The sequence below is a fragment of the Citrobacter sp. Ce129 genome (assembly GCF_030334545.1).
GTDB classification, from domain to species: Bacteria; Pseudomonadota; Gammaproteobacteria; order Enterobacterales; family Enterobacteriaceae; genus Citrobacter; species Citrobacter europaeus.
On record NZ_JAOWDS010000073.1, the window covers coordinates 258,384 to 284,656 of the forward strand.

At 51.9% G+C, this 26,273-nt stretch carries 22 protein-coding genes; 9 read left to right on the top strand and 13 right to left on the bottom strand.

Going from position 1 to position 26,273, the window contains the following annotated elements:
- The first annotated feature begins 208 nt into the window (after nucleotides 1-208).
- The 3 genes from OGV77_RS20880 to OGV77_RS20890 all read left to right on the top strand — a co-directional run bounded on the left by OGV77_RS20880 (nucleotide 209) and on the right by OGV77_RS20890 (nucleotide 3,278).
- Complete coding sequence (locus OGV77_RS20880; protein WP_043016967.1) at nucleotides 209-1,258, top strand: YeiH family protein; 1,050 nt, start codon at nucleotides 209-211, stop codon at nucleotides 1,256-1,258.
- Nucleotides 1,259-1,329: 71 nt separating this feature from the next.
- Nucleotides 1,330-2,187: a deoxyribonuclease IV gene (gene nfo / locus OGV77_RS20885; RefSeq protein WP_043016968.1), complete on the top strand. Its 858-nt coding sequence runs from the start codon at nucleotides 1,330-1,332 to the stop codon at nucleotides 2,185-2,187.
- Nucleotides 2,188-2,189: 2 nt separating this feature from the next.
- A complete protein-coding gene (locus OGV77_RS20890; protein WP_075145907.1) occupies nucleotides 2,190-3,278 on the top strand; it encodes a sugar kinase in 1,089 nt (362 codons plus the stop codon).
- 43 nt (nucleotides 3,279-3,321) lie between these two features.
- On the opposite strand, the gene OGV77_RS20895 is transcribed toward OGV77_RS20890, so the two are convergent.
- The 4 genes from OGV77_RS20895 to hypT all read right to left on the bottom strand — a co-directional run bounded on the left by OGV77_RS20895 (nucleotide 3,322) and on the right by hypT (nucleotide 7,757).
- Complete coding sequence (locus OGV77_RS20895; RefSeq protein ID WP_043016970.1) at nucleotides 3,322-4,572, bottom strand: NupC/NupG family nucleoside CNT transporter; 1,251 nt, start codon at nucleotides 4,570-4,572, stop codon at nucleotides 3,322-3,324.
- Nucleotides 4,573-4,668: 96 nt separating this feature from the next.
- Nucleotides 4,669-5,604 (bottom strand): pseudouridine-5'-phosphate glycosidase, encoded by a 936-nt coding sequence (locus OGV77_RS20900; RefSeq protein WP_043016971.1) that lies wholly within the window; start codon nucleotides 5,602-5,604, stop codon nucleotides 4,669-4,671.
- On the bottom strand, nucleotides 5,592-6,533 hold the full coding sequence (locus tag OGV77_RS20905; RefSeq protein WP_047409937.1) for a pseudouridine kinase: 942 nt from the start codon (nucleotides 6,531-6,533) through the stop codon (nucleotides 5,592-5,594). Before OGV77_RS20905 ends, OGV77_RS20900 begins: the two co-directional genes overlap by 13 nt.
- A gap of 303 nt (nucleotides 6,534-6,836) precedes the next feature.
- A complete protein-coding gene (gene hypT, locus OGV77_RS20910; RefSeq protein ID WP_256145798.1) occupies nucleotides 6,837-7,757 on the bottom strand; it encodes a hypochlorite stress DNA-binding transcriptional regulator HypT in 921 nt (306 codons plus the stop codon).
- A gap of 344 nt (nucleotides 7,758-8,101) precedes the next feature.
- Here hypT and cuyB point away from each other — a divergent pair, with 344 nt between their 5' ends.
- On the top strand, nucleotides 8,102-8,821 hold the full coding sequence (gene cuyB, locus OGV77_RS20915) for a cysteate racemase (RefSeq protein ID WP_043017952.1): 720 nt from the start codon (nucleotides 8,102-8,104) through the stop codon (nucleotides 8,819-8,821).
- Nucleotides 8,822-8,897: 76 nt separating this feature from the next.
- Entirely contained in the window at nucleotides 8,898-10,196 is a 1,299-nt protein-coding gene (locus OGV77_RS20920) for an anaerobic C4-dicarboxylate transporter (RefSeq protein ID WP_043016973.1), read from the top strand.
- Nucleotides 10,197-10,257: 61 nt separating this feature from the next.
- Here OGV77_RS20920 and OGV77_RS20925 read toward each other — a convergent pair whose 3' ends face one another.
- From OGV77_RS20925 to fruB, 4 genes are all read right to left on the bottom strand, one after another.
- Nucleotides 10,258-10,494: a YgdI/YgdR family lipoprotein gene (locus tag OGV77_RS20925; RefSeq protein WP_075145905.1), complete on the bottom strand. Its 237-nt coding sequence runs from the start codon at nucleotides 10,492-10,494 to the stop codon at nucleotides 10,258-10,260.
- A 146-nt stretch (nucleotides 10,495-10,640) separates the two neighbouring features.
- Complete coding sequence (gene fruA, locus OGV77_RS20930; protein WP_043016975.1) at nucleotides 10,641-12,329, bottom strand: PTS fructose transporter subunit IIBC; 1,689 nt, start codon at nucleotides 12,327-12,329, stop codon at nucleotides 10,641-10,643.
- A gap of 16 nt (nucleotides 12,330-12,345) precedes the next feature.
- Nucleotides 12,346-13,284, bottom strand: a complete 939-nt coding sequence (fruK, locus tag OGV77_RS20935) for a 1-phosphofructokinase (protein ID WP_003834544.1) — start codon at nucleotides 13,282-13,284, stop codon at nucleotides 12,346-12,348.
- Complete coding sequence (gene fruB, locus OGV77_RS20940) at nucleotides 13,284-14,414, bottom strand: fused PTS fructose transporter subunit IIA/HPr protein (RefSeq protein WP_087051319.1); 1,131 nt, start codon at nucleotides 14,412-14,414, stop codon at nucleotides 13,284-13,286. The genes fruK and fruB overlap by 1 nt, the downstream gene beginning before the upstream one ends.
- Nucleotides 14,415-14,782: 368 nt before the next feature.
- On the opposite strand from fruB, the gene setB reads away from it, so the two are divergent.
- A complete protein-coding gene (gene setB, locus OGV77_RS20945; RefSeq protein ID WP_043016978.1) occupies nucleotides 14,783-15,964 on the top strand; it encodes a sugar efflux transporter SetB in 1,182 nt (393 codons plus the stop codon).
- On the opposite strand, the gene OGV77_RS20950 is transcribed toward setB, so the two are convergent.
- Nucleotides 15,961-16,215, bottom strand: a complete 255-nt coding sequence (locus tag OGV77_RS20950) for a YkgJ family cysteine cluster protein (protein ID WP_016153739.1) — start codon at nucleotides 16,213-16,215, stop codon at nucleotides 15,961-15,963. The genes setB and OGV77_RS20950 overlap by 4 nt on opposite strands.
- Before the next feature lie 157 nt (nucleotides 16,216-16,372).
- On the opposite strand from OGV77_RS20950, the gene yeiP reads away from it, so the two are divergent.
- Nucleotides 16,373-16,945: an elongation factor P-like protein YeiP gene (gene yeiP / locus OGV77_RS20955; RefSeq protein WP_005129255.1), complete on the top strand. Its 573-nt coding sequence runs from the start codon at nucleotides 16,373-16,375 to the stop codon at nucleotides 16,943-16,945.
- A 462-nt stretch (nucleotides 16,946-17,407) separates the two neighbouring features.
- Here yeiP and torD read toward each other — a convergent pair whose 3' ends face one another.
- The 3 genes from torD to torC are packed head-to-tail and all read right to left on the bottom strand — an operon-like array spanning nucleotide 17,408 to nucleotide 21,671.
- On the bottom strand, nucleotides 17,408-18,040 hold the full coding sequence (gene torD / locus OGV77_RS20960; RefSeq protein ID WP_286502972.1) for a molecular chaperone TorD: 633 nt from the start codon (nucleotides 18,038-18,040) through the stop codon (nucleotides 17,408-17,410).
- Nucleotides 18,030-20,528 (bottom strand): trimethylamine-N-oxide reductase TorA, encoded by a 2,499-nt coding sequence (torA, locus tag OGV77_RS20965; RefSeq protein WP_286502973.1) that lies wholly within the window; start codon nucleotides 20,526-20,528, stop codon nucleotides 18,030-18,032. The genes torD and torA overlap by 11 nt, the downstream gene beginning before the upstream one ends.
- Nucleotides 20,529-20,537: 9 nt before the next feature.
- Nucleotides 20,538-21,671, bottom strand: coding sequence for a pentaheme c-type cytochrome TorC (torC, locus tag OGV77_RS20970; RefSeq protein ID WP_087051317.1), 1,134 nt, complete (start codon nucleotides 21,669-21,671; stop codon nucleotides 20,538-20,540).
- A 165-nt stretch (nucleotides 21,672-21,836) separates the two neighbouring features.
- Here torC and pdxR point away from each other — a divergent pair, with 165 nt between their 5' ends.
- Nucleotides 21,837-23,312, top strand: coding sequence for a MocR-like pyridoxine biosynthesis transcription factor PdxR (pdxR, locus tag OGV77_RS20975; protein ID WP_080624910.1), 1,476 nt, complete (start codon nucleotides 21,837-21,839; stop codon nucleotides 23,310-23,312).
- A 42-nt stretch (nucleotides 23,313-23,354) separates the two neighbouring features.
- Here pdxR and uxuA read toward each other — a convergent pair whose 3' ends face one another.
- Nucleotides 23,355-24,545, bottom strand: a complete 1,191-nt coding sequence (gene uxuA / locus OGV77_RS20980) for a mannonate dehydratase (protein ID WP_043016983.1) — start codon at nucleotides 24,543-24,545, stop codon at nucleotides 23,355-23,357.
- Nucleotides 24,546-24,747: 202 nt separating this feature from the next.
- Here uxuA and OGV77_RS20985 point away from each other — a divergent pair, with 202 nt between their 5' ends.
- A complete protein-coding gene (locus tag OGV77_RS20985; RefSeq protein ID WP_087052513.1) occupies nucleotides 24,748-26,214 on the top strand; it encodes a mannitol dehydrogenase family protein in 1,467 nt (488 codons plus the stop codon).
- Nucleotides 26,215-26,273 lie beyond the last annotated feature (59 nt).

The following is a 26,273-nucleotide window of genomic DNA, read 5'->3' on the forward strand; positions in this document are numbered from 1 at the left end:
AAATAATTCGAGTTGCAGGAAGGCGGCAAGAGAGAACATCCCCGGGAGCGTACTTAAGTACGTGACTGGGGTGAACGAGCGCAGCCAACGCACATGCAACTTGAAGTATGGCGGGTATACCACTTATATAGATTAATTATAAATATATAATCAATTTTATTTTTAAACCACTTCGCCGTACTCTTTTACCCAGATAAAGGAGAAGGATATGACAGAACTCACCTTGCAGACTCATCGTCGTACAGCGTGGCATTTTATTCCGGGGCTCGCCCTGAGTGCAGTTATCACTGGGGTCGCCTTATGGGGTGGATCCATTCCCGCCGTCGCAGGTGCCGGGTTCAGCGCCCTCACCTTAGCAATTTTGTTGGGGATGGTTCTCGGCAACACCGTCTATCCGCACATCTGGAAAAGCTGTGACGGCGGCGTGCTGTTTGCTAAACAACATTTATTACGTCTGGGGATTATCCTCTACGGTTTCCGCCTCACCTTCGCGCAAATTGCTGACGTCGGCGTCAGCGGTATCGTGATTGATGTGTTAACGCTAAGCAGTACCTTTATGATTGCCTGCTTCCTGGGGCAGAAAGTGTTTGGTCTGGACCGCCACACCAGCTGGCTGATTGGCGCGGGGAGCAGCATTTGTGGTGCCGCCGCCGTGCTGGCAACCGAACCGGTGGTGAAAGCGGAAGCCAGTAAGGTAACCGTCGCTGTCGCTACCGTGGTGATCTTCGGTACCATCGCTATCTTCCTGTATCCGGCGATGTATCCGCTGTTGGCGCACTGGTTTAGTCCAGAAACCTACGGCATTTACATTGGCTCCACCATGCATGAAGTGGCACAGGTAGTGGCTGCAGGGCACGCCATTAACCCGGATGCGGAAAACGCCGCGGTTATTGCCAAAATGCTGCGCGTCATGATGCTGGCACCGTTCCTCATCCTCCTGGCCGCTCGCGTAAAACAACTGTCTCCTGCCACAGGCGGTGAGAAGAGCAAAATCACCATTCCATGGTTTGCCATCCTGTTCATTGTGGTCGCGATTTTTAACTCGTTCCACCTGCTGCCGCAGTCGGTAGTGAACATGCTGGTAACGCTGGACACTATTTTGCTGGCAATGGCGATGGCTGCTCTGGGGCTGACCACTCACGTTAGCGCGCTGAAAAAAGCCGGTGCCAAACCGTTACTGATGGCCCTGCTGCTGTTTGTCTGGCTGATTGTGGGTGGTGCTGCGATTAACGTCGCTGTCCACGCCCTGATGGCATAAACGATCACGACTCACCTCCATTAACCCGCTATACTCTCCCTTTTTGTATTTGAGTATGGCGGGTTAAATTTATGAAATATATCGGAGCGCACGTAAGCGCCGCTGGCGGTCTGGCTAACGCCGCTATTCGAGCCGCAGAAATCGAAGCGACCGCATTCGCCCTGTTCACCAAAAATCAGCGCCAGTGGCGTGCCGCGCCGCTGACCACCGACATCATTGATGATTTCAAATCCGCTTGCGAGAAGTACCACTATACTTCCGCCCAGATCCTGCCTCACGATAGTTACCTGATTAACCTCGGTCACCCGGTCAGCGAAGCGCTGGAAAAATCCCGCGATGCGTTTCTCGATGAAATGCAGCGCTGTGAACTGCTTGGCTTATCCCTGCTGAACTTTCACCCGGGCAGCCATTTGATGCAGATCCCTGAAGATGAATGTCTGGCGCGCATTGCCGAATCCATCAACATCGCCCTCGCTCAGACTCAGGGGGTGACGGCAGTTATCGAAAATACCGCCGGACAGGGCAGTAATCTTGGCTTTAAGTTTGAGCACCTTGCCGCCATTATCGACGGCGTCGAAGATAAATCCCGTGTCGGCGTTTGTATTGATACCTGCCATGCCTTCGCCGCCGGATACGATTTGCGTTCCGCCGAGGAATGCGAAAAGACGTTTGCGGAATTTGAACGTATTGTCGGCTTTAAGTATCTGCGCGGTATGCACCTGAACGACGCCAAGAGCGCATTTGGCAGTCGCGTTGACCGTCACCACAGCTTAGGTGAAGGCAATATTGGCCACGATGCCTTCCGTTGGATCATGCAGGACAATCGTTTTGACGGCATTCCGCTGGTACTGGAAACCATTAATCCGGATATCTGGGCAGAAGAGATTGCCTGGCTGAAAGCCCAGCAAACAGAAAAAGCGGTGGCATAATCATGAACGACAGGGAAAAGCAGATCCTTAAGATCCTGCGTCGCAATCCGTTGATTCAGCAGAATGAAATCGCCGATATTCTGCAGATAAGCCGTTCACGCGTCGCTGCGCATATTATGGATTTAATGCGTAAAGGTATGATCAAAGGTAAAGGTTATATCCTTACCGAACAGGATTATTGCGTGGTTGTTGGGGCGATCAATATGGATATTCGTGGTGTGGCAGACATCCATTATCCTCAGGCCGCCTCTAACCCTGGCAGCATTCACTGCTCGGCAGGTGGCGTAGGACGTAATATCGCCCACAACCTTGCGCTGCTGGGTCGTGATGTCCACTTAATTTCCGCTGTTGGCAGTGACTTCTATGGCGAAACATTGCTGGAACAAACGCGTCAGGCTGGTGTTAACGTTTCCAGTTGCATACGTCTGCATGGACATAACACCTCAACTTACCTGTCGATCGCTAATCAGCAGGAAGAGACCGTACTGGCAATCAATGATACCCATATCCTGCAACAATTGACGCCGCAGTTGTTGAACGGTTCGCGAGATTTGATTCGTCATTCCGGTGTTGTACTGGCAGATTGCAATCTCACCGCCGAAGCCATTGAGTGGGTCTTCACTATAGCTGATGATATTCCGGTATTCATTGACACCGTTTCAGAGTTCAAAGCGGCAAAAATGAAGACCTGGTTTACGCGCATTCATACGTTGAAACCCACGCAAAAAGAGCTGGCGATTCTGTGGGGGCAACCTATCCATTCAGATGCCGATCGCATACTGGCCGTCAATAGTCTCCATCAACAGGGGGTAAAACGGATCTTTGTCTGCCTGGAAGATGAATCCGTGTTTTGCAGCGAAAAGGACGGGGAACAATTTTTACTGACCCCTCCTGAGCATACGGTTGTTGACAGTTTTGGCGCCGATGACGCATTTATGGCGGGATTACTGTACAGCTTTCTGGAAGGGAGCGAGTTTCGTGAAAGCGCTCACTTTGCCATGGCCTGCGCGGCGCTATCGCGAGCCAGCGTCAGTATCAACAACCCAACCCTCTCAGCAGATAACGCCTTGTATTTGCTACAAACAGCTTAAATGTCATGCCGGATGGCGCTACGCTTATCCGGCATGATTCTCGCTATGCTATACCGATAAAGAAACCGGCTATGGTGGCGCTCATCAGGTTTGACAACGTTGCTGCTGCCAGCGCCCGCATTCCAAGCTGCGCGATTTCCGGGGCTCGCTGGGGTGCTATCGCCGAAAACGCGCCGACAACAACGCCAATCGAACCAAAGTTAGCGAAACCGCACAGTGCAAACGAGATAATCGCAATGGTCTTCACATCCAGTGTCCCGCCGGTTTGCAGATACGGTGAGAAGTTGAGATACGCGACAAACTCGTTGATTGCCAGTTTCTGTCCGATCAGGCTACCTGCCAGCGTCGCATCGCTCCAGTCCACCCCCATAATCCACGCCAACGGGGCTAATACATAACCAAAGATCCCTTCCAGAGTGGCGTGTCCAAAACCAAACCAACCGCCAATCCCGCCGATAATGCCGTTAATCAGTGCGATAATGGCGACAAATGCCATCACTACCGTCGCCACGCCAGCGGCAATTTTCAGCCCGGTCATCGCCCCGCTCGCCGCTGCCTCGATGATGCTTTTCGGCGGCGTTTCAGTAAATGACAGATTCTCAAAGGTGACTTGGGATTCTTCAGTTGCCGGACTCAACATACGCGCGAACAAAATACCGCCCGGGATTGCCATCAACGATGCCGCCAGCAGGTAGTCAATCGGAACGCCCATTCCAGCGTAACCAATCATCATTGAGCCAGCAATCGAGGCCATCCCACTGCAGATAGCGGTAAACAGCTCATTGCGATTCAGCCGGTCAATAAACGGTTTCACGATTGCCGGGATCTCGTTTTGCCCGAGGAAAATCGTGGTAACTGCGACAAATGACTCGATTTTACTGATGTTCAAGGCTTTCTGGAAAATACCGCCGAGGATGCGGATCAACAGCCCCATCACGCCAATGTAGTAGAGCAGACTGATTAATGCAGTCACAAAAATGATGGCCGGGAGCACACGAAAGGCGAAGATAAACCCGGCTCCGTCAAACAACACATCCATTTTTGGCCCGACCAGGGAGCCAAAGATAAATGCGCTACCCGCATCACTATATGACATTACCTTGTGGACACCGAGAGCGGCCTGTTCAACCAGCCATTTTCCCGGTGGGAAATACAGCATGATGCCGCCAATTGCAATTTGCAGTACCAGTGCTGCTCCGACCGTACGCAGACTAATACGCTTTTTATTTACTGACAGCAGAAACGCGATGGCCAGTAATACCACCATACCCACTACACTTCTCATTATATCCATAATGAAATTCCCTTCATGCCAGGAAACCCGGCGTTATCGCCAGGTTTTGGTAGGTTTGATATTCGCGGGCGACCGCATGCTGCCCGGAAAATTCTGTCAGGCGAGACGTTGATACTCCTTCGCAATTTCACAGGCCAGTACCGCGTTGTTGAACACCAGTTGAATATTTGATTTCAGGCTGTCGCCACCGGTCAGCTCCGCAACTCGCGCCAGCAGGAACGGCGTACTCTCTTTGCCCACAACCCCCTGCTCTTCCGCTTCTTTTACCGCCCGATCGATTGCCGCATTTATTTTCTCCTCTGCCATCGCAAACTGTTCTGGGATTGGGTTCGCAACAACCAAACCGCCGTCAAGACCCGTTTGCCATTTCACCGCCATCGCTCGGGCAATCTCTTTTGCGCTGTCCAGACGGATACTGACCTCAAACGGACTGGTACGGCAGAAAAATGCCGGCAACGCGTTGGTCTGATATCCAATTAATGGCACGCCAAAAGTTTCTAAATATTCGGTCGTTAAACCGAGATCAAGAATAGATTTCGCTCCTGCACAAATAACCGTGACATTGGTATGAGCCAGTTCTTGCAGATCGGCAGAAATATCAAAGGTATGTTCAGCACCACGATGAACACCACCAATGCCTCCCGTTGCAAATACTTTAATTCCAGCCAGTGCGGCAATAATCATGGTTGAGGCAACAGTCGTTGCACCATTTTTTCCTGCCGCGACCACAAACGGTAAATCACGACGGCTGACTTTAGTAACGCTATGACCTTCTCTTCCAAGCAATTCAATTTCATCTTTGCTTAAACCAACTTTCATTACCCCACCAATAATAGCAATGGTTGCAGGAACTGCTCCGTGCTTACGAATAGTTTCTTCTACTTCAATCGCTGTCTGGGCATTTTGCGGGAATGGCATACCATGAGAAATAATGGTTGATTCAAGTGCAACAATCGGTTTTTTACTGTTTAATGCTTCCTGTACTTCTGGAGATATTTGTAATAATTCAGAGGAAAGAGTTAATTCAGACATTCTGTGTTCTCCACTATTGAGCTAACATTCGCAACAGACAAATCAGGGTTATTGGTATATTCACAGGCTAACGCCATTGATGAACAACCCTGAGCAAATCGAACCGAATCAATAAAAGGCATACCGTCTAGCCAGCAGGAAGCCAGTCCAGCCATCATTGCATCGCCTGCCCCGGTAACATTAATGACGTGAGTTTTAATCGGCGGCGACCAACCACTATTCCCCGTAATATCGCTGTAATAAACGCCGTCCCCCCCCATGCTGAGCACCAGCCGATTTAAGCCGCGATCGTGAAACCACGCGGCGACGCTGCCAACGTCATCACGCCCGGAAAGCGCAATACCACTCAGCGTTTCGGCTTCAAGGCGGTTTGGTTTGAGGGTGTGGATTTGTCCCAGACGCTCGCGAATTTTGACGCACTTCCATGCCGACACAGGGTCAACAAACACCGGAACATCCCCGGCATTTTCCAGTACCCATGCCATGGCGTCTTCGCTGATATTGCAATCGGCGACGATCACTTTCGCCTGCCGAATAAAATCATAATGCTGCGATAAAAACGCTGCTGAAATATGTTCGGTAATGCTCATATCATTAATGGCCACCAACATTTCGCCGGTGTTATCAAGCAGTGATAAATAACTGGATGTATTCTCTCCGGAAACGATAAGGCACTTATCAACATGAACTCCGGATTGATTGGTTTGCGCCAATAACGATTGCCCGTAAAAATCATTACCAACCGCCGTTAGCAGCCAGGAATTTTTACCCAATAGCGCGAGATTATGTGCAATGTTACGCCCAACGCCTCCTGGGGTGAATTTTATCTTCCCTGGATTTGAATCCGCATAATTTAGAGAAGCATGCGAACACCCGGCAACATCCATATTGGCCGAGCCAATAGTTACTATGTATTCCTTTTCACGCATAGCACGTCCCCTGGCAATTAACTTGCCACAAATGAGTTCGTTAAAAATAACCAATGCCACACACCAGGTTATTAGAGCAAATGTTCACTATCAAACATGTGTTCATAGTAAGCGTGTTTTTGATAAAGTAAATCCATCTGCAAGACCTAAAACCAATAGATATGAACAGAATCACAATTTTTTATAGATACAGTTTGTCAGGAGGAGAGAAAATGAGAGGTAGTACACAAATCAAGCAGGATGAAAAGTATCACTCCGGCATAACCGGAGATTTTTCAGGTGTGCCCGGTGAACAGGCGCATATCAGGTAAGCGAAACCAAATCTTCCGGCATATGGTTGTACAAAATCCGCCAGAAGTGCTCTGCGGTTTTATTTAACCGGGTATCCATCCGGTAAATGTAAGCCTGAATAGGCACCATCAACTCCGGCGTCTGCAGACAAACCAGCCGCTTATCACGCAGTTCGTTCACGATAGTCCATGCCGGCAGCCAGGCGATACCATGCCCATCCAATGCCATATTTTTCAATAACTCACTCATTGAGGACATAAACAGCGTACGAGCTGAGATACCGCCCACTTCCGCCAGATGACGGTTTACCAATCTTCCCATGTATGATGTGCTGGTATAATTCAGAATCGGCGCCTGCGGCTGATAGATATCAAACAACGCCTTACCCTGCGCATCAGCAGCACATACGGGATACAGTTCAGACTCAAAAACCTTCAAGCCGCAGAAAGGTGACTGCATTAAGTCCTCATCCCGAAAGGAGAAAATAAAATCACTTTTTCCCTCGCGCAGAGTATTCACCGCCTGAACCACATCAATAGCTTCGACGTGCCAGACAAACTCCTCCCCCCAGGCCGCCATTGAGTGCACTAATCTGGGCAACATCGTCAGTGACAAAGAATGTGCTGCCGCTATTTTGATATTGGGTACCCCAAGCAGATTGTGGCCGCTTAGCTCATCCAGATTGCACTCCAGCTGTTGCAGCAAGCTACGGGTTTGCGAATGGAATAGCTTGCCCTCCTCCGTGAGTTGCAGTGGGCTCGTCGTGCGATCAAAAAGCAGTACACCCACGGCAGATTCCAGCGCTTTGATCCTCCGGCTAAATGCCGGTTGAGATATGTTGCGCTCCTCAGCCGCCTGGGAAAAATGACGACACGCTTCCAGCGTCAGAAAGTCATATAACCATTTTGTCTCAATGTTTTTCATGCCTGTCACACAGATATTTAAATATGCCAATGAGTCTTTAGCATCATGCCTGAATATTTGCGCGGATGACATTCATCAACAACACCTGGTGATTCGTTTTTTGCATCATGCCTTCGTATTTAACATTAACATGTTTCTCTCCCAATCGGCCACGACCGCTTCTCCACCGCAATACGTCAGGCCTATGGCTCAAAACCAGCCTGCAGAGGTGGCAAAACAAATCACAGCTATGCGGTTTTTGCATTAAACCATACATTATTGCATTTCTCCTCACGTCTCACTGCTGTTAAACATTATCTACAGACACAACCCTGCTCTGAATATTAATGATCGGTGAAATTGAGGTATATATTGTGAAAGGTTTAATTGGCGTATTAGGTGGTATGGGGCCTGCTGCAACGGTCGATCTATTTAATAAATTCGTTACTTTTACTGCAGCACAGCGCGACCAGGAACATATCCCGTTAATTATTTCCTCTATCCCGGACATACCTGACCGAACCGATGCGTTAATGCACCATGGTCATTCCCCACTTCCGGCCATGCGCGATTATATGCATAAACTCGAAGATGCTGGCGCCGAGTGTATTGTGATCCCCTGTAATACCGCCCACTTTTGGTTTAATGAATTAAAAGAGTGCTGCCATACAGAACTGCTCAGTATAGTTGAAACGACCATCAACGAGGTTAAAAACTGTGGAAAAACGCGTATCGGACTGCTCGCCACCAACGCCACGTTGTACATGGGCCTCTATCAAAAAGGCATTGAATCTCTTGGGCTAACCTGCATCAGTCCTGACTCTGCCAGTCAGGAAAAAGTGATGGAAAGCATCTATTGCTTAAAGGCCGGTGATGCTAAGCGGGCACAAGTATTGATGAATGAACAGGCTCAAGCACTCTTCTCACGCGGTGCACAAGTCATCGTACTGGGATGTACTGAAGTTCCCGTCATACTTGCTGAAGCAATCAAAACGTCACCTGAAAAATATATTGACTCAACCGGTTCGTTAGTTCGTGCTGGTATTAAATGGTACGAGAAACGCGTTGGCAAAAATCATCTTTTGGCACAATGAAAGCCAACACATGGTTAATTATTGCATTAAATAAACATCCATTTTAATAACAAATTATTCTCTGGCGGAGGCCATTATGATTTGGCTGGAAATTATCGTAGTGTTGGGCGCAATATTTTTTGGCATCCGCCTCGGCGGAATTGGTATCGGTTTATGTGGCGGACTGGGACTGGCTATATTAACGTTGGGATTTGGGCTGCAAATTGGTTCTCCCCCCGTTGACGTTATTCTCATTATTATGACAGTGGTAGTGGCGGCATCAGCGCTACAGGCCGCCGGAGGTATGGATTATCTGGTTCGCGTTGCCGGTAATTTCATGCGTCGTAATCCTAAATATATCAACATTATTGCGCCGATCATCACCTGGTCGATGACCATTATGGCGGGAACAGGATTTATCGTCTTTTCGACTCTGCCGGTAATTGCCGAAGTTGCCAAAGAGTCAGGTATCCGCCCTTCCCGTACGCTCGCAGGATCTGTAGTCGCCTCTCAGGTGGCGATATCCGGTTCACCGATCAGTGCCGCAATGGCGGCGATGCTGACCATTATGGAAGGCAACGGCGTCAGCTTTATTCAGGTCATGGCGGTATGTCTGCCAGCCTCATTTGTCGCCGCGATGGTCGCCGCTTTTATCGCCTCACGTCAGGGATGCGAACTACAGGATGATGAAGTCTATCTGGAGCGCTTGCAAAAAGGTTTGGTGCGTAAATATGAAGGGCAGAACAGCACCACGCCGGGAGCCAGATTATCAGTCGCCCTGTTTATGCTGGCAACGGTCGTCATCGTTATTCTTGCCGCATGTCCTCAACTACGCCCCGGATTCGATGCAGGTAACCCAATGAATACCCGGGATATTATCATTATCTGCATGCTGGCTGCCGCGTGCCTGATGGTGGTGCTGTGCAAAACATCAACCGACGCGATTGTCCTGACATCCACGTTCCGTGCAGGTATGAGTTCGCTGGCGGTCATTCTGGGGATTGTTACGCTGGGCACAACTTTCATTGACGCCCATTTAACGGGAATTAAGGATATCGCGGGCGATATTCTACGGGCTTATCCAATGCTGCTGGCGCTGGTGCTGTTTGGTACCTGCGCGCTTCTCTATTCGCAGGGAGCTACCACGCCGCTGATTATCCCTCTCGCCGTCGCGCTCGGCGTACCCACTTGGGCGATTCTGGCTTCCTACGTAGCAGTAACTGGCGTGTTTGTTCTACCAACTTACCCCACTTCGCTGGCGGCCATGGAGTTCGACACCACCGGGACAACGCGCGTGGGTAAGTATGTCTTAAACCACCCGTTTATGTTGCCAGGGCTTGGTGGGATCATCGCAGGCGTTGCCTTTGGTTTTATCATCGCGCCAATGATTGCCTGACCCGTTTGATTCAGGGGTGCGAATAAATTTCGCCCCCTGAATGATTACATATCTGGCCAGCTCACCACATCAAAACCGTCTTACCTTTATCTATTTGCTTCACATCGCTGCTCTTAATCACGCGGTGATAGCCATAGGCGTCAGCGTATTTTGTCAGTCCTGTCCCGGAGTCTTGCTCAGGCTTTCCTTGCGTCTCTATCGTTGAACCTGACGTTGTTGTCATCACCCAGGTGGTTGAGCACCCCGTAAGCAGCAGCGTCGCGAGTGACAGAGAGGCAAAAATGTACGCTTTTTTCATATTCGATTTCCGTGATCAGTTTGATTTAAGGGCACTTTATCGAATTTGCTTAAGGCTGGATGGATTATTGTGGCGATGCTGCAACGGTATGGGTAAAAGCATAAAAAAGGGGCAGAGAAGTCTCTGCCCCGGCTATCAACGTTTAATCAGGCTGCCTTTGCCATAACCTCTGCTTCCGGGCGTTTCAGCACCGCGTAGGAGAGACCGGCGACCAGCGTACCGGCAATAATAGCCAGCAGGTATCCAACCACCGGCGTGATTGCACCAGGGATTAACAGCACAAACAGACCGCCATGCGGCGCCATCAGCTTAGCCCCTACAGCCATCGAGATGGCACCGGTAATCGCGCCGCCAACGATACAGCAAGGCAAAACGCGCATTGGGTCACGGGCAGCGAACGGGATTGCCCCTTCGGTGATAAAGCACAGGCCCAGTACCAGCGCAGCTTTTCCGCCTTCCTGCTGAGCTTTGTCGAATTTACGACGCGCAACCAGCGTTGCCAGACCCAGCGCCAGCGGAGGCACCATACCTGCCGCCATAATGGCCGCCATCGGCGCATAGGTTTGCGTACTCAGCAGGCCCACACCGAAAGCATACGCCGCTTTGTTAACCGGACCACCCATGTCGGTACACATCATGCCGCCAAGAATCGCTCCAAGCAGTACCGCATTCGCCGTCCCCATGGTTTGCAGCCAGTGGGTCAGACCTTCCAGAATGCCGGCTACCGGTTTACCGATCAGGTAGATCATAGCCAGACCCACCACCAGGCTTGAGAGCAGCGGAATGATCAGGATCGGTTTCAGCGCTTCCATACTCTGTGGGAGTTTCAGCTTCGTGCTGATGAGCTTCGCCACATAACCGGCAAGGAAACCGGCAATAATCCCGCCAATAAAGCCAGAACCGGTGCTCACCGCCAACATACCACCGATAAGACCTGGCGTCAGACCCGGACGGTCAGCGATAGAAAACGCGATATAACCCGCCAGAACGGGCACCATCAGCGCAAACGCTGAACCGCCGCCAATCTGCATCAGCGCCGCTGCCAGCGTCCCCTGCTCTTTGAACGCTTCAATACCAAAAGCGAATGAGAGTGCAATACACAAACCACCGGCAACCACCATCGGCAGCATGTAGGACACGCCTGTCAGCAGGTGACGATACGCACCCGCGCTTTCTTTCTTACCTTCTGTTGCTGAAGCCTGTGCTTTACCGGTTGGCTGGTACGGCGTTGCTTCTTCCAGCGCTTTGTCCAGTTCCTGCTTGGTTTTCTTCAGCGCAAGGCCAGTAGAAGTACGGTACATGGGTTTTCCGGCAAACTTCGCCAGATCAACTTCAATGTCAGCCGCTACAATCACCAGATCCGCCTGAGCCACCTCTTCCGGCGTAATGGCATTGCCTGCGCCAACAGAACCTCGGGTTTCAACCTTCACCCACCAGCCACGTTTTTTCGCTTCTGTTTCAATAGCTTCAGCGGCCATAAACGTATGGGCAACGCCGGTCGGACAAGCCGTCACCGCCACCACGCGTTTTGGACCACTGCTGGCCACAGGCGCTGTCGCAACCGGGGCGCTGTAAGGTTTTGCATGGCCTTTCGCTTCGCTGAGGAAGAGTTCCGGATGCGCTACCGCACGACCAATGTCGCCCAGCCAGACCTTTTTGCCGTTCAGCGAACTGTCGGCAGGAAGCGTGTCGCCCAGAACAATTGCCAGTTCGGCGTCATTAGGATTATCAATAATTTCCAGATGTGCTTTCTGCGCCGCCGCTCCAAGCAGGGTTTTCGCCATGTAAGCGCGAGCCTGGCCGAGATTAGCGTCAATAATCAGCAGCGTTTTCATTATGCCTCTCCTGCTGTCAGTTAAACGGTTTTAAGTCGACACGCGCCATCATTGCGGCCAACTGAGGACGATCGGTAATGCCCACATTGCTTTGGCTTACCGCCAGGGCGGCAACAGCCGTCGCCAGACGCAGGGTATGTTCGCTGGACTCACGCATCAGCAGGCCGTAAATCAGACCGCCAACCATTGAATCACCTGCGCCTACGGTGCTTACCACCTCAACTGACGGCGGTTTAGCAATCCACTCACCCGAAGCGTTAACCCACAGCGCACCTTCCGCACCGAGCGAAATCACCACGTGAGCAATACCCTGCTCGCGCAGCGCATGCGCCGCTTCGATCACATCTTTCATTTCCGGCAGCTTGCGGCCTGCCCAGATTTCCAGCTCACGACGGTTTGGTTTCACCAGCCACGGTGCCGCTTTCAGACCCGCCACCAGCGCTTCACGACTACTATCAAAGATAATGCAAGGACACTGACTGCGCAGGCGCGTCATCCAGTCGGTGAATGCTTCCGGGCTAACGCCGGTCGGCAAACTGCCGCTGACACACACCATGTCGAACTGACCCAGCCAGCTCAGTGAGTCATTCACAAAGCGTTCCCAGTCAGCCGGGGTAACTTCAAAACCGGAGAAATTAAAATCGGACACTTCGCCGTCTTTTTCGGTTAGCTTGACGTTGATACGGGTACGCCCTTGTACAACCTGAAAACGGTTGGCAATACCCAGCTCGCTGAACAACTGCTGAAAACCATCCTGGTTGTCTTTCCCCAGGAAACCGCCCACAGTGACATCAATGCCTAAATCTTTCAGAACTTTAGCGACGTTAATCCCTTTCCCTGCCGCATGCAGACCGGTAGTTTTTACCAGGTTCACTTCACCGCGTTCAATTTCCGGGCAGAAACCCACCAGGTCGTAGGCCGGGTTAAGGGTGATAGTAGCAACACGTCTGCTCATTACGCGCCCTCCCCAAGACCTGCCGCAATGGCTTCGCCAATCGCTTTCAGCGCCTGTTCAGCATCTTCGCCCTGGGCAGTAAAGCGCAGGTGATGTCCTTTCTTCACGCCCAATGCCACAACTTTCATCAGACTGCGTCCATTCGCCGGTTTGCCGGTTCCATCAAGATTTGTCACGGTAATTTCACTGTTAAATTGTTTAATCGTATTCACCAGCATGGTGCCCGGACGGGCGTGTAATCCATGCTCGTTGCGCACAATAAATTCGGCGCTCAGTACATCATCAGTTAAGGCGTCATCGCTGGTCAGCAGCGCCAACACCGTGGCCGCATCGGCTTTCAACAAACGGTCAGCTTTGTTATTCAGCAGCAGATCGCCAAGGCGCTTCAGCACCACAACCGGTTGATCGTCATTCATAGCGACGGTCACCAGCAGGGCTGCAGCTTCACCTTGTACATCGAATGCTGTTGCTGCGCGGCTAACCGCAACGGCGCTGCGTACATTGCCTTCAGCACAGTCATTCAGCCAGATACCCTGACCGAGATTCATCGGCAGTTCATTGATTGCTCTGGCCACAAAGGTGGCGTCAACCGCACCAACTTCTTTCAGTCGCGCCGCGTTGAGCGCCTGCAGCGTTACCAGCGAATTAGCCACGACATCCAGCGACAGCGTTTCGTTATCAAGCTTCAGCTGTTCGCTTTGCTTTTCGCCCATCAGCAACGCGCGCAACTCTTCCGCCGTGGTCGCAGATTTCAGCTGTTCAGCGACGGAGTCATCGCTCAGCACGTGCGTCAGCTGACGCAGTAAACCAAGGTGCTCATCGGAACTGGCGGCAATGCCGATCGCCACATAAGCAACCTGACCTTCGCCCCAGGTCACGCCTTGCGGAAACTGGAACACCTGCACGCCGGTTTTCAGCACCCGATCGCGCGTGTCCGTCGTACCGTGAGGAATAGCAATACCGTTGCCGAGGAACGTGGACGTCTGTTGTTCACGCGCCAGCATGCCATCGACGTAGCCTTCCGCCACGTTACCCGCCTGTACTAAGGCAGCGGCAACCTGGCGAATAGCCTCTTCTTTATTCCCGGCCTGTTCGCCCGGGTGAATATCCTGAACAGATAACTGGAACATGGTTCTCCTCTCCCGCTGATTTGAAACGATTCAGCTAACATGAGAAAAAAGGCGTCACCTGACTCCATCAGTTATGGCGAGATGACGCTGAAACGTTTCAAGAAGTCTTGCTCTTTTTTCTTCAGCACACAAGTAAAGTTGACAAATTACTTGCTGAATTTAGAGATAACGCACACTTTCTCTGCGTGGGAGAAAAAAATGCTGACGAAAAATCGGCGTCAGCATGTCAGATTCAGCAGCGTCAGCAAACGGCATTCTCTGACTGAAATGCTATTTTGATTTTTGATGCCGATTTTGATTTGGCTCCCTGTTTATTTTCTGACAAGCAGCGTAAACTCCGCGTCTCTTCACATCATTGATATCAAAACATGCATAACACCCCCGTAGCCGCCACACCCAAGGCGTTTGATTTAACGTCTTCGGCGTTCCTGCTTGTCGCATTTCTGACGGGTATCGCCGGTGCGTTGCAGACGCCAACGCTTAGCCTTTTTCTGACGGATGAAGTCCATGCCCGTCCCGGCATGGTCGGTTTCTTTTTTACCGGCAGCGCCGTGATCGGCATTTTGGTGAGTCAGTTTCTGGCCGGACGCTCGGATAAAAAAGGCGATCGCAAAAACCTGATTGTGTTTTGCTGCGTGCTGGGGATGCTGGCCTGCGTGCTGTTCGCCTGGAACCGTAACTATTTTATTCTGCTGTTTATCGGGGTATTCCTCAGCAGCTTTGGATCGACTGCCAACCCGCAAATGTTTGCTCTCGCCCGCGAACACGCCGACCGTACGGGTCGGGAAGCCGTCATGTTCAGCTCAATATTACGTGCGCAGGTTTCGCTGGCCTGGGTGATTGGCCCACCGCTGGCCTACGCGCTGGCCATGGGTTTCAGCTTTACGGTCATGTATCTCAGTGCGGCAGTGGCGTTTATTGTTTGCGGCATAATGGTCTGGCTGTTCTTACCCTCAATGAGTAAAAACGTGCCTCTCGCGACGGGCGCGGTAGAGGCCCCGCGCCGCAATCGACGCGACACGCTTTTGCTATTTGTTATTTGCACATTAATGTGGGGCACGAACAGTCTCTATATCATCAATATGCCGTTGTTTATCATCAACGAACTGCATCTGCCGGAAAAGCTGGCGGGCATCATGATGGGAACCGCCGCAGGGCTGGAAATCCCAACCATGTTGATTGCCGGCTACTTCGCTAAGCGTCTGGGCAAACGCCTGTTGATGAGGATTGCCGTCGTCGCCGGATTCTTCTTTTATGCCGGCATGCTGTTGGCCCACTCTCCGGCGATATTGCTCGGCTTACAGCTGCTGAACGCGATTTACATCGGCATCCTCGGCGGGATTGGCATGCTCTATTTTCAGGATCTGATGCCGGGACAGGCAGGTTCAGCCACGACTCTCTACACGAATACCATTCGCGTAGGCTGGATTATTGCCGGATCGCTGGCGGGGATTGCCGCTGAAATCTGGAACTATCACGCGGTGTTCTGGTTTGCGCTGGTGATGATCGTCGCCACCGTCGTGTGCCTGGCGCGCATCAAGGACGTTTAAGGCGCGGTCAGCGCTTCAAGCTCAATAAGATAAACCATGGCCTGGTGCGTCGTCTGTCCGCACATTTCCGCACTGGGCTGTAAACCGGCGCACACTTTTGGCCGCAGCGGTGATGCAAAAATTTTACAGCGCAGGGATTCATCCAACTGAACGCATGGCGTATTAGCGGGTTTGCCATCAGGCATACCGGGGATGGGACTGGAGATTGAAGGCGCGGTGCAGCATGCACCACAATCCGGACGGCATTCCATACAGTACTCTCTTTATCGTAAACCATCGGATTGTGTGGGAAGCGCACAGTACCACCTTTTTTGCACCAGCAAAAGCATGAATTCCGCTTGCCTGAATGCCCCGGCGCGAGTAGTTTTACGCGATATTTTAGACACTCCTCACTACAGGATTTTTTCGATGCCAAGAGCGAACGAAATTAAAAAAGGTATGGTACTGAACTACAACGGCAAGCTGCTGATTGTAAAAGATATCGATATTCAATCACCGTCCGCACGTGGTGCAGCCACGCTGTACAAAATGCGCTTTTCTGATGTCCGTACCGGTCTGAAAGTTGAAGAGCGCTTCAAAGGCGACGATATCGTCGATACCGTCACCCTGAGCCGTCGTGGCGTTGATTTTTCCTACGTCGATGGCAACGAATATGTCTTTATGGATAAAGAAGACTATACCCCGTATACCTTCACCAAAGATCAGATTGAAGAAGAGCTGCTGTTCATCCCGGAAGGCGGGATGCCGGACATGCAGGTCCTGACCTGGGATGGCCAGCTACTGGCGCTTGAACTGCCGCAGACCGTAGACCTGGAAATCGTTGAAACCTCACCGGGTATTAAAGGTGCTTCAGCGAGTGCGCGCAACAAGCCAGCAACCCTGAGCACCGGTCTGGTGATCCAGGTTCCTGAGTATCTGAGCGCGGGTGAAAAAATCCGTATTCATATCGAAGAACGTCGCTACATGGGCCGTGCAGATTAATCTCCTGTCGTTACAGGTGAACCAAAGATAATGACATGTTGTCTCTGGCAAAATGTTCCGTTCACTTTAGTGATATCACTTATCTGAAACAATACTGCCTGTGAACGTGTTAAGGGTACTATCGCCGTACCCTTAACAATCCCGGCTCCCGGCGGGAAAATTGCCACTTCGTGGTCCCCTCCGCTTATTTCTTCAGGCTACCGGGCCGGGCGCGAGGTAGCATCCCTGCAAAGCGCGCCCTGAACCCGCATCCCAGCGGGTTCTCCCGGCCTTACGAAAACACGTCGGCAATTTTCAGCCGGACCAACCCACACCTGACCATCTGCGTTTTTTGTTTAAACAGCAAAACAGTGTTAACTGGAAGTCAGAGCGTTGAAGCGATGAGCATGAGATGAACGAAACTCTTTCTCCGAGATAGCCTGTTCTTTACCTCCGCCAGCACAGTTTGTCCCTTTGTCATATTCAGCGCTGGCTGCTGAGATAAAAATCATCCATCAGCAGTGATTCCAGATACTGTTCATCCTCGCGCATAAAACGCACGACCAGGTTAACCGCCTGAGGATAAAACCCCTCTTCATCACGCGCCAGGCAGCTATCGCGCAGCAACGACGCCCAGCACATAATATGATGATGCAAAAAGTAATATTGCGTGGAGAGCTTCTCCTCTTTAGCAACCATCCTCGCCATCAATGCCAGTTGTACAGCAATATGATCGGAGGATTCATTTTCCCGCGCCGCCAGCCCTTGTTCAACCAACAGCACATTCATTTGCCGACGTTCTGCCGCAGCTGTCGTATGTGGATAGTGCCCTGCATAGGGAGAAACACTGGCAGGCGGAGACAGCATAAACAGCGAGGCAAAATCTGCCGCCAGCTCCAACTGCCGGGAGTCACGCCGCAGAACCCGCTCCGGGCTACGCACAAAATGTTTAACCTCGACAGACAATCCGGGAATTGCCGCCAGTGAGGCAATCCACGCCCGGTTATCGCCATTTTCCAGGCTGGCAAGTTGCTTTTCGTCCAGCTCACGAAATAGCAACTGTGAAAACCACTGATAGATCGCCGTCCGTTGCTGATGAATTTGATTATGCTGCACTTGTCCCCTCCTCTTTCACTGTCTGCGGACCACCGAATGCCGTTACCTGCGGAGCTTTCTGCTGATAACGCTCGACCTCCACCAGCACGGTATGCGCTGAAGGGCCCTGCGCCAGCTGTGAAGTACCGATATCCGCGCTCAGCACATTCGGATCGCCATAGGTGCATAACGTCCCGGCTTTTCCCCCTTCCTGCGGGGAGTACCACGCCCCTTCATGAATGCGGACCACGCCGGGTGGAAAATCCGGACTGACAACCACGCCTGCCAGCACCTGGCCACGCGCGTTAAAGACGCGGGCAATATCACCGGCTTTCAAGCCACGCGCGGTGGCATCCTGTTCGCTGATATAAAGCGGCTCTCTCCCGGCAACCGCATAGGTATTGCGAAACGCCTCGCTTGAGCACAACTGGGAATGCAGACGTTTATCCGGATGGCAGGATTGCAGATGCAGCGGGAATTTATCTGTTTTGTCGCCATGGCTACGCTCAAATGGCTCCATCCACACCGGATGCCCAGGACAGTCCTCGTAGGCGAAGCCCGCGATGGTTTTACTATAGATTTCAATCAGACCTGACGGCGTTCCCAGCGGATTAAGGTCTGGCTGGTCGCGAAACTCACCGTGACGCACCCACGGCTGCCCTGGCGGATATTCAATATATCCTTCCCCCTGCCAGAACGTTGTAAAGTCCGGTAAGGAGACGCTGAGTGATGCGCCCATCTTCACTCCTTCGTCATAAAGCGCCTGTATCCACTGCATTTCATCCCGGTTCTCACGGTACACAGCCTCCTTGTCAAAGCGCTTACACAGCCCGGCAAATACGTCGAAATCATGCCGCGCTTCATATTGCGGTTTGACTATTTGATGCAGCGCCATCAGCCCTTTATTCGAATGCGTACCGAACTGCTCAATATCGTTACGTTCAAAGCGAGTGGTAACGGGCAGGACGATATCGGCAAAACGGCACGACGCGGTCCATTGATGATCCAACACCACCACGGTTTCCAGCTTCTTCCACGCGTCGATCATGCGGTTTCTGTCCTGCTGCGCATGGAACGGATTGGCTGCGCTGTAGATCGCCATTTTGATGTCAGGCCAGGTTAACGTTGCGCCGTTGAAGGCAATTTTTTTGCCCGGCTCAAGCAGACAGTCCACGATGCGCGAGGTGGGGATATGCTCAGACGCGCCGCGAAAATCCGCTTTATATTTCGCCGGTGGAGGTTTAGCAATACTCCCCAACCCAGAAAGTACGGGACCGGCGGATGTCACCGTCCCCCCGCCGTTATAGTGCCAGCCAAACCCTACGCCGCCGCCTGGCAAGCCAATTTGTCCAACCATGCTGGCCAGCACCACCAGCATCCACGGATACTGCTCACCATGGTGCATGCGCTGTACGCACCAGCCGCCCATAAACTGTGTCCGGCCTTTGACCAGCAGGCGGGCAAAGTCACGGATCTGCCCGGCCGTCAGACCGCAGATTTCCGCCGCCCATTCAGCGTTTTTGGGTTGTTTATCGCTCTCACCCAGCAGGTACGGCAAAAACTGTTCAAAGCCGACGGTGTAATCGGTAATAAACGCCGTGTCGTGCAGTTTTTCTTCGTACAGGGTATGCGCCAGCGCCAGCATTAACGCGACATCCGTTTGCGGTCGCAACGCCAGTTGTTCACAGCCAAGATAGTTTTGCGATTTGCTGCGTACCGGATCAACGCTGATAACGCGCATCTTCCCCTGCGCTACCGCCTCTTTAATTTGCTGCCAGTAGCCAAACGCATCGTGATCGGGAACCAAAAACTCGATCTGCAGATTCTTGATCGGATCGCATCCCCACAGCACAATGGTATTACTGTTCTCGATAACCAGCGGCAGTGACGTTTGTTGCTCATAAACTTCCAGCGAACCGATGACATGCGGCAAAATGACCTGCGCCGCTGCCGCAGAGTAGTCACCAACGGTCGTCACATAGCTGCCATGCAAGCCCAGTGCCCGGTCCATCGCCCCGCCCGCTTTATGGTATTTGCCCACCATTTGCCAGTCGGCGAGCCCGGTAAATACGCCTGATGAGCCATAGGTTTTTTGCACCCGCTCCAGCTCTTCGTAAAACAGATCCAGCGCCCGATCCCAGCTTACCCGCACAAAACGGTTATCTCCGCGCTGGTTGCGATCCGATTTCTCACGCTTACGCAGCCAGTCCAGACGTACCATCGGGTAGCGTACCCGCGAAGGGTTGTAGACCACTTCCCGCACCGCGTTCAGCATATCGCAGGGATATTTGTCATGTTTGAATGGGCGGGTCTCTGTCCACTCGCCGTTGACCACTTTGGCTTCAAAAGCGCCATAATGCGAGCCGGACTGGATCCACTGTTCGGGGTTTTCTCCCGCCGCCCACACTTTTGATATCAACGGATTGGGCGCCAGGGCGCTGGCAGCGCCCACTGCCAGCATACCGCTCAGAAAACGGCGGCGAGACGGATTAAAGTCATGAATATCCATACATTATCCTTACTTTTTAATGGGTTGAGACACATCGCTGGCATGGGTCTGGAGGTATTTCAGCAACGTACGCTCCTCCACCGGGTTAAGACGGTAATAGGTCGACATCGCTTTCAATCCGGCGATCCAGCCGTTAGCGGTATAACGGGTGGGAGGAGGAGTGCTATGGCAGGCACTACAGGTGGATTGCAGCATTTGATCTGAGTATTCCCAGATGGGCTCAAGCGTGCTGATAAGATCCTGCCCGGAGGTCCAGGCGGTGACGCTCACCTGCTGCCAGGCCTGATGTGAGTCAGGATCGACCTGGGTTTGTAGCACTTTTACGTTAGCCATCAGGGAGTCATCGAGAACGGCGGAAAACACGCGCTTACCCATATACTGGGTGATCACCCGCCCGCGTCCTTTGGTTTCACGCCAGCCCGTGATTTCGACCTGCACGTTACTGCCTCCTTTTTGCAGCACCTTGACCTCGGTGGCGGGAAATAACAGCGCTTTGCCTGCGGGGCTTCCTGCCGTTGCCGTCAGTGCTTTTTCACTTAACGAGAACAGCGTGCTCGCCTGCGATGACGACGCATCCTGACGCTGTAGCTGCTTAAAGCGATCGCGAAAACCGCTGCTCATATCGGGTTTGTGATGGGCAATTCCTTTGTGGCAATCAATGCAGTTGCTGTCTTTTGCCGCCGCCGCAGTCATTTGTGCCGCCGCATTTGCCGATTGTTTGCCGTGATCCATCGCCTCATAGCTGTGGCAGGATTTACACGCCGCTGAATTATTCGCGCTCATGCGCGCCCATTCCCGCTGGGCCAGCTCCGCCCGTTTTGCGGCAAATTTTTCGGGGGTATCGATCGAAGGAGAAATAAAGGTGTGGTAGAGATCGTTTAAGGCTTGCGTTTTACGAACCAACGTTGGCACGATGCCCGGCGGAATATGACAATCCTTACACTCCGCACGCACGCCAGAAGCATTGCGAAAATGCACGCTGGTTTTATATTCCTCTCCAGCCGTGCGCATCGAGTGACACGATAAACAAAACCCGGTAGTACTGGTGTAATGAACGCCTTGCCACGCTCCCCAAATCGCCAGGGCCATGACTACCGCTCCGACGAATGCGCACCACAGTGCATTTTTTCTTATCCACGACATGCTAGCCTCCATTTTTTTAATAGCGACACGCTAAGGGATAATAAAAATCAAAAATAGAGACAGCGCAGGCAGAGTATAGGAACAGCAATCACTCTATGAGATTCGTCAAATAGTAAAGAGCAGAAATTCGTAATATAGTGACCATCTATAAATAAGGATTTTCTCATGCTCACACTGACTCTCAATAGAGAAAGCCGTACTCCGCTACAGTTGCAGATATTTCAATTTTATTTACAGGCTATTCAGCAGGGAGATTTGTTGCGTGGAGATAAACTCCCTTCTATTCGCGAGCAGGCTCAGGTATTGAATGTAGCCAAAATAACGGTCGTGATGGCCTATGATAAGCTTATGGCGGCTGGGTTAATTAAGAGCCGACACGGCATTGGCTATGAGGTGATATTCACCACGCCTGTTCGTATCCCGCCTGCGCATGTTCCCATGTCCCAGGGCTCTCCGCCAGTAACACCCAAAGCAGCCGGGGTCTCTACCGATGTTTACGCAGAGCCTGGGCGGGAGTGTTACTGCCGGATGGGCGTCCCCGATCCCAATGCTTTTCCCTGGGCCAGTTGGCGAAAATGGAATAACGCGCCAAGCGTACTTAAAGAACAATTGCTTACCCGGTATCATTCACCAAACGGATTATTTTCACTGCGTGAACAACTGGTCAGATACCTTAATTTATCTCGTGGCATTAATACCCGGGCAGAGAACATCATTATTACCAACGGGATCCAGGAAGGATTGTCGCTGTTGAGTCAGATATTTATTATTCATCATGCCGTCAGCCAGCAAAAAAAATGCCACGTTGTGACCGAATCCCCTTGTTATTCTGGCGCATGGCATCTGTTTAATTATTACGGCGCAAACATTACGTCAATTGCCGTAGATAACCACGGACTGCAAACAGATAATTTACCTGAATATGAAACTCAGCTTTGCTATGTGACGCCGGCCCACCAGTATCCGATGGGGAGCGTACTTTCGCTGGAGCGCCGTCAGGCATTATTAACGTGGGCACAGCGCGTCGGCGCTTATATCATAGAAGACGACTACGACGCTGTTTTTACCTATGGCGAGAATCACCTTCCTGCGCTGAAAGCCATGGATTATCACAACCGGGTTATCTACATGGGGACATTTTCTAAAACGCTGGGACCGGGGGCGCGTCTTGGCTACCTCATTTGCCCTGATGAATTGCTCCCGGCGGTACAGAATATGAAAGCGCTCAATAACAACGGCAGTCAGTGGTTGTTGCAGCAATTTTTAGCCGAATTAATGCAAAACCAGGTGTTTTATACGCATATCAGCAAGCTGGCCAGCAGCTATGCGGCGCGCCTCAACCAGTTACGCGATGGCCTTTCCGCGCTGTTTCCCACAGGGAAAATCGCTGGCGCAACGGCGGGTCTGCATCTCTCGTTACGCGTTGAAAGACACCCCGATACGATAGCCAGGCTGCAACAACGCTGCCTGCAGGCTGGGATCCGGTTTGACACTCTGGCGGATATAGAAAATGGGTCAGAAACCGCATGGCGTAAGGAGAACAGCGACGTGGTGATGTTTTTTGGCTTTGGCGGGTTGCAGATACAGCAGATTAATAGGGTACTGTCGGTACTGGAGCAGGCGCTGACGCAGCCTTGCTGAATAACAGGGATCGCGCCGGTGGCGCAATCCCTGTGGTAAGTCTTACAGCAGATCGCGGAACTGAGTTTGTTTCAGCGCCAGCTCAACGCCGCGAACTTCCGCCAGCCCTTTCAGACGACCAATTGCGGAGTAGCCGGGATTGGTTTTCTTGTGCAGATCGTCAAGCATCTGGTGTCCGTGATCCGGACGCATCGGGATAGGACGCAAATCACCCGCCTTTTTACGCCGCTGTTCTTCACTCAGGATGGCAGCGACCACCGATACCATATCCACATCGCCTTGCAGGTGCGCACCTTCGTGGAAGGTTTTCGGGTTATCTTCACGGCAGGTGGAGCGCAGATGCGTGAAGTGGATTCGATCGCCAAAGGTTTCGATCATTTTCACCAGATCGTTATCAGCACGCACGCCGTAAGAGCCGGTGCACATGGTGAAACCATTATTGATGCTGTCGACGGTTTCTTTCAGCCACTGCATATCTTCGATAGTCGAAACAATGCGCGGCAGGCCAAGGATCGGACGCGGCGGATCGTCAGGATGCACAGCCAGGCGCACGCCCACTTCTTCTGCCACTGGCACGATCGCCCGCAGGAATACCGCCATATTATCGCGCAGATCGTCTTTACTGATGCCGTCATATTCAGCGAGGCGCGCACGGAATTGATCCAGCGTATAGCCCTCTTCCGCGCCGGGCAGTCCGGCAATGATATTGCGGGTTAGCTTTTCAATTGCGGCATCGCTCATGGCATTGAAGTAGTCCAGCGCCTGACGTTGTTCTTCTGCGGTGTAATCCGCTTCAGCTCCCGGGCGTTGCAAAATATGCAGTTCGAAGGCCGCAAAAGCAATCTGGTCAAAACGTAGCGCTTTGGAGCCGTCTGGCAACTGATATTCCAGGTCAGTACGCGTCCAGTCGAGGATCGGCATGAAGTTATAGCACACAGTATCAATGCCGCAGGTCGCCAGATTGCGGATACTCTGCTGATAGTTGGCAATCCATGTTTGGTACTGGCCTGAACGCGTTTTGATATCTTCGTGAACAGGAATACTTTCCACCACCGACCAGGTCAGCCCTTTTTCAGCCAGAATGGCCTGACGCTGTTGAATCTCTTCTACCGGCCACACTTCACCGTTAGGAATATGGTGCAAGGCAGTCACAACACCCGTTGCGCCAGCCTGACGCACATCATCAAGCGATACCGGATCGTTAGGTCCGTACCAACGCCAGGTTTGTTCCATTGCTTCACCTCACAAGTTGTTATACCAAATTAAACTACCTGAATGATGACTACCATACAGGCATCCCATGGATGATCAACAGATGGCCGGTCATTGATTGATCCAGCTCACATTCCCCTGATAAATGAGGCACACCAATTCAATTTGCTGTCATATAACTTTATACTGCCATTGTTAATTAATGGTTAATCAGGTGTATTAAATGAAAACTATTGCCTCAGCGCCACTGGCGGAAAATGTCATGATGCCGCAGTACGACCGCCAGCAATTAAAAACGCGGATTGTGCATTTTGGTTTCGGTGCTTTTCATCGCGCCCATCAGGCGTTATTAACCGACAGGGTGCTGAACGCGCAGGGTGGAGACTGGGGAATTTGCGAGATCAGCCTGTTCAGCGGCGATCGGCTGATGCGTCAGCTTCGCGAACAGGACCATTTATTTACCGTGTTAGAAAAAGGAGCAAACGGCAATCAGCCCATCGTCATCGGCGCCGTTAACGAGTGTCTGAACGCCACGCTGGATTCGCTGGCGGCCATTATTGAAAAATTCTGCGAGCCTCAGGTGGCGATTGTCTCGTTAACTATCACCGAAAAAGGCTACTGTATCGATCCGGCGACGGGATCGTTGGATCTCTCTAATCCGCGAATTATTCACGATATGCAGACGCCGGCTGAACCGCACTCCGCGCCCGGAATAATTGTAGAAGCGCTGCACCGCCGACGTGAACGCGGGCTGCAACCATTTACCGTCCTCTCCTGCGATAACATCCCGGACAATGGCCATGTGGTAAAAAATGCCGTACTGGGAATGGCGGAAAAACGCTCACCTGAGCTGGCGCACTGGATCCAGGAGCACGTCAGTTTTCCGGGAACCATGGTGGACAGGATTGTTCCCGCCGCCACCGACGAGTCGCTGGCTGAAATCGCCCACGAGCTGGGTGTTGCCGATCCTTGCGCAATCAGTTGCGAACCGTTTATCCAATGGGTGATTGAAGACAACTTTGTGTGTGGTCGTCCGCAATGGGAAACCGCGGGTGTCCAGATGGTCGAAAACGTGTTGCCGTGGGAACAAATGAAACTGCGGATGCTGAACGGTAGCCATTCGTTCCTTGCTTATCTCGGCTATCTGGCCGGATTCCAGCACATCAGCGACTGTATGCAGGACAGCGCATTTCGTGAAGCCGCTTACCGGCTGATGCTCAATGAACAGGCCCCCACGCTGCAAATTACCGATGTGGATTTAGACCAGTATGCTTTAAGCCTGCTGGAACGCTTTGCCAACCCGGCGCTGAAACACAAAACCTGGCAAATAGCGATGGATGGTAGCCAGAAATTACCCCAGCGCATGCTGGAAGGGATCCGCGTACATTTAGCACGTCAAAGCGAGTGGCCGCTGCTGGCGCTCGGCGTCGCAGGCTGGATGCGCTACGTGAGCGGCGTGGATGATTCAGGCACTGCGATTGATATTCGTGACCCGTTAAGTGAGAAAATTGCCGCTCTGGTTAAACAGAGCACTGAATCAGAACGCGTCAGCGCCCTGCTTTCACTGCATGAGATTTTCGCCGCCGATCTCGTACAGAATCCGCAGTTTGTCGCGGCCATTCAGCAGGCCTGGCAGCGTATTGCCCAATACGGCGCGCATCAGGCTGTCATTGAAACGTTAAAAAATTAACGATTTCTGCCATTAAGCAGGACGAAGCACGTCTTCGTCCTCCCACCCCTTCTCTTTTT